Annotated in this window: 8 protein-coding genes and 1 pseudogene; 4 read left to right on the top strand and 5 right to left on the bottom strand. The window is 61.0% G+C overall.

Annotated elements, in window-relative coordinates; all coding sequences use genetic code 11:
- Window positions 1-70 precede the first annotated feature (70 nt).
- The 3 genes from BM413_RS30590 to BM413_RS30580 are packed head-to-tail and all read left to right on the top strand — an operon-like array spanning window position 71 to window position 3,818.
- Window positions 71-892 (top strand): N-formylglutamate amidohydrolase, encoded by an 822-nt coding sequence (locus BM413_RS30590; RefSeq protein WP_091918636.1) that lies wholly within the window; start codon window positions 71-73, stop codon window positions 890-892.
- Window positions 889-2,757: a flavohemoglobin expression-modulating QEGLA motif protein gene (locus BM413_RS30585; protein WP_091918616.1), complete on the top strand. Its 1,869-nt coding sequence runs from the start codon at window positions 889-891 to the stop codon at window positions 2,755-2,757. Before BM413_RS30590 ends, BM413_RS30585 begins: the two co-directional genes overlap by 4 nt.
- Before the next feature lie 14 nt (window positions 2,758-2,771).
- Window positions 2,772-3,818, top strand: coding sequence for a glutathione synthetase (locus tag BM413_RS30580; RefSeq protein ID WP_091918615.1), 1,047 nt, complete (start codon window positions 2,772-2,774; stop codon window positions 3,816-3,818).
- 41 nt (window positions 3,819-3,859) lie between these two features.
- Here BM413_RS30580 and BM413_RS30575 read toward each other — a convergent pair whose 3' ends face one another.
- The 5 genes from BM413_RS30575 to BM413_RS30555 form a co-directional block, all read right to left on the bottom strand.
- Window positions 3,860-5,056 carry a serine hydrolase domain-containing protein gene (locus tag BM413_RS30575; RefSeq protein ID WP_091918614.1) on the bottom strand — a complete coding sequence of 399 codons (1,197 nt, stop codon included), beginning with the start codon at window positions 5,054-5,056 and terminating at the stop codon, window positions 3,860-3,862.
- A gap of 23 nt (window positions 5,057-5,079) precedes the next feature.
- Window positions 5,080-6,756: a dipeptide ABC transporter ATP-binding protein gene (locus BM413_RS30570; RefSeq protein ID WP_091918613.1), complete on the bottom strand. Its 1,677-nt coding sequence runs from the start codon at window positions 6,754-6,756 to the stop codon at window positions 5,080-5,082.
- Window positions 6,753-7,607 carry an ABC transporter permease gene (locus tag BM413_RS30565; protein WP_244538123.1) on the bottom strand — a complete coding sequence of 285 codons (855 nt, stop codon included), beginning with the start codon at window positions 7,605-7,607 and terminating at the stop codon, window positions 6,753-6,755. Before BM413_RS30565 ends, BM413_RS30570 begins: the two co-directional genes overlap by 4 nt.
- Window positions 7,604-8,533, bottom strand: a complete 930-nt coding sequence (locus tag BM413_RS30560; RefSeq protein WP_280141875.1) for an ABC transporter permease — start codon at window positions 8,531-8,533, stop codon at window positions 7,604-7,606. Before BM413_RS30560 ends, BM413_RS30565 begins: the two co-directional genes overlap by 4 nt.
- Before the next feature lie 75 nt (window positions 8,534-8,608).
- The gene (locus BM413_RS30555; RefSeq protein ID WP_244538121.1) at window positions 8,609-10,138 is read right to left on the bottom strand and encodes an ABC transporter substrate-binding protein; all 1,530 of its coding nucleotides are present in this window, start codon (window positions 10,136-10,138) and stop codon (window positions 8,609-8,611) included.
- 260 nt (window positions 10,139-10,398) lie between these two features.
- On the opposite strand from BM413_RS30555, the pseudogene BM413_RS30550 reads away from it, so the two are divergent.
- Window positions 10,399-11,344, top strand: a pseudogene (locus BM413_RS30550) (IS481 family transposase).
- Window positions 11,345-11,534: the final 190 nt, after the last annotated feature.

Here is an 11,534-nt window from a genome sequence, read left to right as displayed (position 1 = left end):
GCAAAGCTCCGCTCCATGTCGGGCTCAAATGAATTGGAACCGCACGCCTTCTCCGCGCATTTCGATGGGTATGTACAAGACGATTTCCAATATCGATCCGGGCGGATCACCGGCAGGCTGGAAAATCCGGCTCGGAGCGTCTCCTATAATCGGTACCGCCATCCACAGCGGCACTAACGTGGGCGACGCTTGCCGATCGCTCATGTCTCTCTCTGATCCTGATCGGCGTCGAGAAGAGGACCCGTTCACCGAGCGGTTCATCGCTGATTTTCCGACCCAAATTGTCGTTCATCGATCCCGTTTCCAGGCGGATCTGAACCGCCCGCGTGAGGCTGCGGTTTATCTGTCGCCTGATCAGTCCTGGGGGCAGGAGGTCTGGCGAGAGCAGCCGGCCGAGGACATTGTAAAGGAGGCTCTCGCCTTTCATGATGCCTTCTACAGTGAATTGAACCGCGTTCTTGCCGGTATCGAGAGGCGATACGGAAGGTTCGTTCTGGTCGACGTCCACAGCTATAATCACCGGCGCGACGGGCCGGAGTCGAAGCCCACGTCTCGTGACCTCGCGCCCGATATCAATATTGGCACGTCTTCTATGGATCGCCAGCGCTGGGCACCAGTTGTCGAGGCTTTCATGGAGACACTTCGCGGCCATTCGCTTAACGGCGAGCCGATCGACGTGCGTGAGAATGTGTCCTTCCAAGGCAAGGGCGAGCAGACCCGCTTCGTCCATACCAATTTTCCGGACACAGGGTGTGCCATCGCGGTAGAGTTCAAAAAGATCTTCATGGATGAATGGAGCGGCAAGCCGGACTGGGGAACAATCCAACAGCTGCGCGCCATACTGGCCTCTACGGTACCCGTCCTGGAGTTGGCGCTGAGGGGCATGCGATGAAGCCTAAGCTCGTTGAACCCTCGACGCCCTTGGTGCAAATCGAATCGGACTTGGACGCGCTTTTCCGGGACGGTAAGCCGATCCGAAGAGAGTTCGGCAACAGCAACCGGTTGCACCTGGATCGACCGCTGCCCTTTCTGTGTGTTCATGTTGGGTCGCATCAGGATGCGGCATTCCATGCCGTCTCCGCCAACGCATCTTATCTGATAGCGGTTGACATTGGCCTTGCCGGCGAGGTCGCGCGGCTGGTGGCGCGAAGGATGCGCGATCACTGCGGCGCATTTCTCATCCTGGATATCGGTGAGTTGGCCGAGGATCGGTTCCTGACAGAGGATGTTCCGTTCCTGCCGCCTTTCGAAATTGCGCTGGCTTGCGGGGAAACAGCGGCGGAAAAGGTAGCCCTCAAGCGCTTTGCCGACGCTGCATCAGCCCGCGAAGCAAAATATCGTACCCCCCGCGTGGACGAACTCAGCCCCTCGACCCGAGCCGAACCAAGGCTCTGGGATGATATTGGAGATACGGCGTGTCTGACGGTACGCTTCGCACCGATTTACAGGGTGCCGGGTACCAAGCGCGTCTACCCTGAACTCCATGACCTCGTCGTCGCCAACATGGTCGATTCCGCGCTTCAGGCGATCAGTGCCTTCCTAAAAGCATCAAACCTGGAACAGCCCGCGACCCATCGTTCGCTGGGACGTCGCGCCTATATCGACGCAGTTGTCCGCGCCGATCGGGCGATCGACGACGTCGCGTCGACATTCGATTTTCTGCTAGCCGTCACGCCGATCAATGCCGAACCAGCCTGGCTGGAATTCCAGGCTGGCAGCTTCGAACGTGTACCCGCACTGCTCTACAGGCCGCTCGAGTTCGAGGTCGCCTCTCAGAAGCGGAAGCTCTATTCGGTCTCGCTCGATCATCTGGAAGATCCACTCCTGACGAAACTCCTCTCCGAAAAGCAGCAGGAACTCGACCTGCAGCTTTCGATGCTCGCGGCACGCGAAACAACCCAATTCGTCGAACTCGGACGAGCCCTCTATGGCAGCGTGGAGCCAAGCCTGGCAGCCAGGGCGCGAGCCATTCTCGAAAGGGCACCGCGACTTGCCTCGCCGGCCCGGCAGAAAGGCCTGGATGCCGATGCGGTTGCCGCGGCCGCGCGAGACATGATCGCCGGGTACCGCGTCGCCTACCCCGATTTCGATGCTTCCGTGGAGATCCGAGGCGACCTGCCTGCCGGCCTCCTGGTCTCTCGAAACCGACTTCTTGTTTCGCGCGATACCAACCTTCCACCGGAGCGTCTAAGTGCGCTGCTCAGCCACGAGATCGGTGTTCATCTGTTGACCTATTTCAATGGTGATACTCAGGGGCTCACCATCTTTCGCAACGGACTTGCCGGCTACGAGGGTATGCAGGAGGGATTGGCCGTGCTGGCGGAATATCTCGTTGGCGGCATGACTGAAGCGCGGTTAAGGCTGATCGCAGCAAGGGTCATCGCGTGTCAGGCAATGCTCGACGCCGCAACATTCGAGCAAACCTTCCGTATTCTCCACAGAGATTTCGGTTTTGATGATCGCGTTGCCTTCAACATCGTTCTGCGTGTTTATCGAGGCGGTGGCCTGGCAAAAGACGCCATCTATTTGCGCGGCCTGGCGCAGATCCTTGATCATCTCAAGAACGGCGGCAGCCTCACTCCTTTTTGGATCGGCAAGATTTCCGCCGCGCATTTCGGCGCGATACAAGAACTCAACGCGCGTGGCTTGCTGCGAGCGCCACGTCTCGAACCTGCATTTCTCTCTTCCGAGGCGGCCCGTCCGCGGCTGAAGAAAGCGATGGCGGGGATCGATCCTATCGATATGATTGAAACTTGAGCGGAGCCTCCTCGATGCGCATTGCGTTCTTTGTCAATTCCATTGAGAGCGAGACGCCCAGCTACACGACTACAGCATTGGCGCTAGCTGCGGTCCAACGCGGTCATTCCGTTGTCTATGTTGAACCGGGCGACTTCATATTGCGTCCGGATGACAGCTTGGCTGTCAGCGTCGCGGTGGTGCCTGAGGCTCCTTACAAGACGTCGGAAAAGCTGCATGCCGCCCTGCAGGATGCCGCGACGCAGAAAAAGACCCTGGCGATAGGCGATATCGACATTTTGCATTTGCGCAACGACCCGTCGCTGGACGCCACCGATCGGCCGTGGGCCGCCAACGCAGGCCTCATGTTCGGGCGGCTTGCAGCGGAACGCGGCGTGATAGTCGTCAATGACCCGGACGGTCTCGGGAAAGCGCAGAGCAAGCTCTATCTTCAGACGTTTCCCGAGGTGGTCAGGCCGGCGACCCTGATATCGCGCAGTGTTGCCGAGATCCGCGCGTTCATCGACCAGCACTCCGAGGGCTGCATCGTCAAACCGCTCCAAGGGTCGGGCGGCAAGAATGTCTTCCATATTGCGACCCCCGGTGATTCCAACCTAAACCAGATCTTCGAGGCGGCCAGCGGTGATGGCTATCTCATCGCGCAGGCCTACATCCCCGAGGCCAAGGCCGGTGACGTGCGTCTTTTCCTCATGAATGGCCAACCGCTGGCGCGCGATGGCAATTATGCAGCTTTTCGCCGCGTTCCGGCCAAAGGTGACGTTCGGTCCAATATCCATGCCGCCGGAACCGCCCGCAAAGTCAAGGTAACGGCCACGATGTTGGGTATTGCCGATATGGTGCGCCCTAAGCTGATCAGTGACGGAATGTTCCTGGTTGGACTCGATATCGTCGGCGACAAACTTCTGGAAATCAACGTCTTCACACCAGGCGGGCTGACACGGCTCTCCGTTATGTACAAGACGGATTTTGCCACATGCGTAATCGTTGCGCTGGAGGAGAAATGGACTCTGCGACAAGCGTATGGAGATGCCATGCCGAATTCGCGACTGGCGACGCTCTAGGCAACGCAGCTAAATCGGCGTTCAGCGCTCGAAACTGCCGCTCAATCAGCCTTGCAGTGCTCACGGATTGCGTGAAACGCTGCCAGCGCCTCGATCGACCGCTCCGCACTCACGAACTCCGGCCATGTCGACAGTTTGACGGCCGCAAAATCCGCTTCGGGATCGATGTAGATGTACTGGCCGAAAATGCCGCGTGCCATATAGGCACGTCGGTCCGTATCCTCGATCCAGAATTGGTTGTGATAGGCGCCGCGCGGAAGCACCTCGCGGTAGACGCCCTGAAAAAGATCGTGGTTGCCGTTGCGCGTTGCCTCGATCCAGGCGGACGGCACAATCTGCCGTCCGTTCGCCTTGCCGCCACGCAGATGAAGCAGCGCAAAGCGGGCGTAATCGCGTAAGGTTGCGTTGAAGCCGCCATCGGCGAGCGCGTAGCCGCCATGGTCGACGGTCATATAGGCGTCTTCCTCCGCCCCCATCGGCACCCACAGTTCGCTGCTGATCAGCTCAGCGAGCGACAGGCCGGTGGCGCGCTCCATGACGAGGCCGAGCACATCCGTTTCGATCGATCGGTATCGGAACAATTCGCCGTGTGGCCGCTCCAGTTCCGTCAACGTCAGGATCAGTTGCCACATGGTCTGCGGCCAGTCCGGTCGCGTCATCGGCTTCCAGCCGCAGGCCTGGTCGAGCTTCTGCATATGCGAGCCGGGCGTCTTGTAGGATTCGTCGAAGAGCACGCCGGCCGTCATGTCCAGCACCTGCTGGACCGTCGCGCCGCGATAGGCGGTCGTTTCGAGCTCGGGCAGGTATTTTGTTACCGGGGCGGCAAGGTCGATCAGACCGCGATCCACCAGAATGCCGGCAACGGTAGCCACGATCGATTTGGTGACCGACATGGCCAGATGTTGGCCATGTGGCTTCATGCCGTTCATGTAGCGCTCGGCAATCACTGTGCCGCGCGAGAGAACGAGGAAACCGTCAGTGAAGCTCTCATCGAGGAAATCGCGCACGGTCCTGCGCCGGCCGCCCGCTTCGAATTCGATGCCATCGATATCCTCAAGCTGCGTCGGCAAGGGCAGCACCGGCCCCGGCCCGCGCCAGACCTGAGCGGTCGCTGTCATCTCGCGGATGTGCTGGAAGGTCCAGCGGTGATGCGGCGGATAATCCCATTCGCCACGTGGAAGAATCGGCGCGCCGCGGTTGAGCGGATCGCGCGGGTGCGGCGCACTGTTGGCATTCATCGTCTGTCTTCCTTCCGTAATTCTCAGGCGCCGGCTTGCGTTTCGGCCATAGCGGCAGAACCGCCCGGCAGGCGGTGGAGCGAGGCGACAAGCTCCTGCGTGTAGGCTTCACGCGGTCGCGTCAGCACCTCTTGCGCTGGTCCCGTCTCAACGATCCTGCCATTGCGGAACACGTAGACACGCTGACAGAACGAGCTCACCACCGACAAATCGTGTGAGATATAGAGAAGCGTCAGTTCTCGCTCGCGCTGAAGTCGCGCCAGAAGCTCTAGGATCTGCGCCTGCGTCGTCACGTCGAGCGCCGAGGTGAGCTCGTCGGCGATCAGCAGTCGCGGCTTGAGCGCCAGCGCCCGGGCGATGCCGACGCGCTGGCATTGTCCGCCCGAAAGCTGTCTCGGCTTGCGCTCACCCAGCGCGCGCGGCAGTTCGACCATGTCGAGAAGCTTGGCCGCTTCCTCGCTTGCTGCGCGACGATCGGCAAGGCCATGCCGCCAGATCGGCTCGGCAATCGTGTCGATCGCCGTCATGCGCGGGTTGAGCGAGTCGTATGGATTCTGGAAGACCATCTGGACACTGCGGCGGAAAGCGGAAAGCTCAGCGCTCGACAATCCGCCGATGTCGCGCCCATCCAGCCTAACCGTTCCCGAGGCGGGTGTGTTCTGGCGGATGATGGTGCGGGCCAGCGTGCTCTTGCCCGAGCCGCTTTCGCCGACGATGCCGACGGTTTCGCCTGCCTGCACGGCGAGGCCTATGCCGTCTAACGCCTTGAACCGGGCCGGCGTCCTGTTCCTCAGCATATCGAGAATGTCGCGCTTGACCGGAAAGCTGACGGTCAGACCATCGATCTGAAGAAGCGGTTCCTGCGCACCCGGCTTGCCCCAGCCGCTTCGCAGCTTCTTGCGGCCCGGCTGCGAGTTCACCAACAGCTGCGTGTAAGGGTGACGGGGGTCCTCGACGATCTGCGCCGTCTGGCCCTGCTCCACGATCTCGCCCTGGCGCATGATGACGATGCGCGAGCAGATGTCGGCCAGCACACCGAGATCATGCGAGATCAACACAATGCCAAGGCCACGACGGGCGTTTAGGTCCTTCAGAAGCTCAAGGATTTTTGCCTGCACGGTGACATCGAGCGCGGTGGTCGGCTCGTCGGCAATCAGCAGCTTCGGCGCACAGCTGATGGCGGCTGCGATCATGACGCGCTGCTTCATGCCGCCGGAAAGCTCGTGCGGATAGGATTTCGCCCGCATCGCCGGTTCGCGGATGCCGACATCGTCGAGCAGCGCGACCGCGCGTTCCACCGCCTCTTTGCGCGAAAGCCCGAGATGGCGGATCATCGGCTGGGCGATCTGCACCCCGACGCGCCGCAGCGGGTCGAGATGCGAGGCTGGGTTCTGGAAGATCATTCCCATTTCCCTGCCCCGGATGCCCGCCCATTGGGCCTCTCCCAGCGTCAGTAAGGAACGCTCGCCAAGATGTATGCTGCCGCTCACATCGGCGGTCGATGGCAGCAGGCCCATCGCGCTCCGGCATATGGTCGACTTCCCCGAACCGCTTTCGCCGGCAATGCCGACGATCTCGCCCGGCGCGATCGCAAAAGACACGTCCTTCAGTACCTGAGCGCTGCCGAACGACACGGATATGCCGTCGATTTCCAGCAACGGAGCAGCTATCGGCAGGAGGGGCTTGAGCGGGCCGTTCATGCCGACACCTGCCGCCGGCGCAACTGGCCGAGCCCATCGCCGAGGAAGGCCAGGCCAAGACCAAGCGATATCGTCGCGAGGCCCGGGAACATGCAGATCCACCATGCCTGCCGGATGAAGGCGCTGCCATCCGATATCATCACGCCCCATTCGGCTATCGGCGGCTGTGCGCCCATGCCGAGAAAGCCGAAGCTGGCGCCGGCCAGCATGACCAGAACGGAATCGCTGACCGCATAGGCAAGCACCGGGCCAAAAGCGTTCGGCATGACGTGACGCGTAAGGATCACCCGGTCCGAATAGCCGAGGCATTGGGCGGCCTGGATATATTCGCTGTCTCGGATGCTCATGACCTCGGCGCGCATGAGCCGCGCATAGGTGACCCAACCCACCAGCGCCAGCGCGATGAAGAAGTTCAAGAGGCCCGGCCCGAGGATGCCGACGATTGCCAGGACCAGCACGAAGAACGGGAAGGCCGCCGTTAGGTCATAGAGGCGCATCAGCGCGGTATCGACGACGCCTCCGTAATAGCCGCTGAGCAGGCCGACCGTCGTGCCGATCAGCAGCGGCGGCAGGACGCCGGCGATACACATGAGCAGATCGATCCGGGCCGCAAAGATGACCCGGGAAAGCACGTCCCGGCCGACCTGATCGGTGCCGAACCAGTGATCCGCGCTGGGCGCTGCGAGCGCATGCAGGATGTCGACGGTATTGGGATCGTAGGGCGCAATCCAGGGCGCAAAGACGGCGAGCATGATCCAGCCGCCGACGATGACGCCTGCCACCAAAATCGTCCAGTTCAGCCGGCCCCGCGGGGGAACAGCCGTTACCTGCGGTTGGGTTACGATGCTCATAGCCGCGCCCTCGGATCGATAAGGGCCGAGAGAAGATCGACCACGAAGGTGACGCCGACGGTCGTGACGGCAAACATCAGCGTCAGCCCCTGCACGACATGATAGTCACGCGCCAGCAGCGCATTGATCATAAGCGAGCCAAGACCCGGCACTGCATAAACGGTCTCGACGATGATCGTGCCGCCGATCAGGAAGGCGATTATGACGCCGAACAGGTTGAGCGTCGGCAGCACCGCATTGGGCAGGATGGTGCGCCAGAAATTCTCGCGCTCGCTGGCTCCTTGCGCGCGTGCGGCAGTGACAAAATCTGCGCCCGCCTTTTCGATCAGTGCTGCACGCAGGCTCTGGATCAGCACCGGCACCATCCATATGGCGGTCGACAGAGCGGGCAGGAAAAGATGGTGGAGGTGCTCGAAAAACGTCTTGCCGTAGCCCGAAACCGGGAACCAGCCGAGCGCGACGCCGAAGAAACGCGACATCATGATGCCGAGCCAGAACACCGGGATTGCCATGCCGGCGATGCCGACAATGCGGATGATCTGATCGGCAAGGCCACCGGGCTTGCGCGCGCTGGCGATGGCGAGAGCCAGTGCCGGCGGAACGGCAAGGCAGATGACGTAGCCGGTCAGGAACAGCGTCGGCCAGATATATTGCCCGATCAGCGCCGTCACCGGCCGCTTGTAGCGCATCGACTGGCCGATATCGCCCGACAGGAGATTGCCGGCATAGGTGACGAACTGCTGCCATAGAGGCTGGTCGAGACCGAAGCTCTTGCGGATCGCCTCAATCGTCTCGGGGTTGGCGCGATCGCCGGCAATGACGCGCGCGGGATCGCCCGGCACCATATGGACGAGCAGGAACGTTACCACGCAGATGCCTATGAGCACAAAAATAAGTTGGAGGATACGCCTGAGAACTACCTGCAATTCGCCACCGTCGCTGTCTTAAAACAAGGTGGCACGGCGAGCGCAACGCCGCCGTGCCGTGCTCCTGTCCGGCTACTATTCGGCGAAGGTCGTTTCCTCCAGCGTCCACTGCATCGCCGGCGTCATCTTGAGATCTTTGAGACGCTTGGAATAGGCGATCGGGAACGGCGAGTAGTAGAGCGGTATCTGCGAGACTTCCTCGGTCGCGATGCGGGCAATCTCCTGATAGATCTCCGCACGCTTCTTCGGATCCTGCTCGCGCGAGCCCTGCTCGGTGAGTTCGTTGATCTTCTTGTTGTCGTAGAAGGTGTTGAAGGCATGCGAGTCGCAGCTGCCGCATAGTGCCCAGCGTACCGCCAGATCCGGGTCGGTCAGTTCGTTCATCCACCAGGTCGGCGTGGCATCGTATTCGCCCTTGCCGGTCGCCTCCCACCATGCCGGCGTGTCGACATTGACGATAACGGGCTTGAGGCCGATCGCCTGCCACTGCGCCTGCATCAGCAGGCCCGTCTGCTGATTGGTGGAGCCGCTGCCGAGAATGATCTTCACTTCCTTGCCGGCCATGCCGGATTCTTCCAGAAGCTTCTTGGCCTTGTCCATGTCGGCAACGATGCCGGGATAGGCGTCGTCATGGAAATCGAGCGAGCCGGGAAGCGGCGTGTTGGCCGGCTTGGCATAGCCGTTTGTGATCGCCTGGGTTAGCACCTTGTTGTCGAGCGCATAGGCGGCAGCCTGCCGCGCCTTCAGATTGGAGAAAGGTTCGCGGCTGTGGTTGAGCAGCGTGATGAAGACGACATTCGACGGCTCCATGCGCATGTCGATGCCGTCGGTGTTCTTGAGGTCTTCGACCTGGGCCCAATTGACGCTGCGCATGACGTCTACCTCGCCGGCCTTCAGCATGGCCGCGGCGGTCTCGGGCTCGGCGACTTCAATGAGTTCGACAGTGGCGTCGGACTTCGGATAGCCCTTGCGCCAGTAATGCGGGTTAGGTGCCAGAACGAGCTTCTCGCCGGGGCGCCATTCCTTGACCATGTAGGGGCCGGAAGCCAGCGGATTCGCCGAGAACGCACCCTCGATGCCGCGCTTGTCGACATCGGCCTTGGAAACGATGCCGACATTCCATAGCTCAAGATTGGCCAGCATCGGGGCCAGCGCGTGTTTGAGCTTGATGACGACCGTCTTCGGGTCCGACGCGGTGATCGACTCGACAGCAGAGAGCGGCGACGGCAGTGCCGATTCCTTGTCGCTGCGAACGCGTTCGAGGCTGAAAGCCGCATCTTCCGCTGTGATCGGCGAACCGTCGGAAAACTGGGCGTCGCGCAAGTGCAAGCTGTAAGTCAGCCCGTCTGCCGAGACGTCCCACTTTTCCGCCACACCGCCCTCCAGTTCGCCCGTGGCGAAATCGCGCCTGAGGAGCCGGGAGTAAAGCTGGCCGAAAGGCTCAATATTGCCGGCAGCGCCGGACCGCGACGGGTCGAGCGTCGTTGCCGGATAGGGCGAGCTGATGCGGATCACCGATTCGGCTGCAGCCGGCGGCGCAACAAGAGCGCTGGAAAGACTGAATGCCGCAAAGGCGGCAAGTGCGAAGCTTTTGATTTGTCTCATTCTACCGTCTCCCATCGATGGGCATGACACGCACCATCCGGCTGTTCCCCGGCGCAGGTATCGACTATTTGAATAGCAGTATTTTCGTCGATCCGGCACCGTTCAATATGCGATCGCAGATCGCACTATTTGTCAAGCCACCATGAGACGTTGAATGGCATGAAACGGTGAGCTAGCTGTGAGCTTTCAATAGGTTGTCCACCCGACCCTGACCGAGAAGACTGAGGTTGTCGAAGCTTCAGTGATTCCCGGAGGATCGGATGAACGTCCATAAGAATGCCCGTCTGACACGGCACGGTCGAGAGCGAATTGTAAGGCAGGTCGCGAGCGGACAAACGCTGGAGGCCGTTGCCGAAGCCGCAGGCGTTTGTCCGCGGACTGTTCGCAAATGGGTGGATCGGTATCGCAATGAAGGTGTGAGCGGACTGGTTGACCGTTCATCTCGCCCGCATCGACTGCGCCGACCGACACCTTCTGCGGTCGTCGAAATGATCGAACGGCTGCGTCGCCAACGCTGGACGGGTAAGCAAATTGCTGTCGAGGTCGGCGTCTCGCCGGCAACCGTCAGCCGCGTTCTACGCCGGCTGGGTCTCAACAAGCTGGCGCCTTGGAGCCCGAACCCGTGCGCCGCTATGAGCGGGAGCATCCGGGCGAACTCATTCACCTCGACATCAAGAAGCTTGGCCGCATCGGCTCGGTAGGGCACCGCATCACCGGACGGCGGACAGGCGTGGTCAACCGCAACCTCGGCATCGGCTGGGAGTTCGTCCATGTCTGCATCGATGACGCCTCTCGCGTCGCCTTCGTGCAAATCATGCCGGATGAGCGCAAGGAAAGCGCCGTCGCCTTCCTGGAGGCCGCCGTCGCCTACTATGCCAAGCTGGGCATCAGGGTTGAGCGTGTGATGACCGACAACGGATCGTGCTATCGCTCAAAAGCCTTCAGAGCGGCCTGCAAGCGTCTCGGCCTACGACAGATATTTACCAGGCCCTACACGCCAAAGACAAACGGCAAAGCTGAACGCTTTCATCCAAACCAGCCTGCGTGAGTGGGCCTATGCACGTGCCTACAACACCTCTTACGAGCGAACCGCAGAACTGCCGCGCTGGCTTCAATTGGCATAGGCCTCATGGCAGCTTAGGATCAAAACCGCCTATCAGTCGCCTCCGACTGGACAGGGACAACCTGTTGAGGCTCCACAGCTAGATCAGGTCCCCGGCGATCGCTTCGGTTGAAGCGAAAATCGCAATAAGACCCGGCAGGAAATTCGGTCAAACTTGCGCCGCGCCGCGTTAAGATTTCTCGGCAACCCTGAGCATGGCGTAGCAATTCTCGCCACCGGCGGAGACTGGTCCATAGGCCTTTCGCGCCTCCACAAGCCATTCGCGATGCGAGT

It is taken from the genome of Mesorhizobium sp. YR577 (assembly GCF_900116595.1).
Lineage (GTDB): Bacteria > Pseudomonadota > Alphaproteobacteria > Rhizobiales > Rhizobiaceae > Mesorhizobium_M.
Note: the sequence above shows the minus strand (reverse complement) of the source record. Positions and strands in the feature narration are given on the sequence as shown.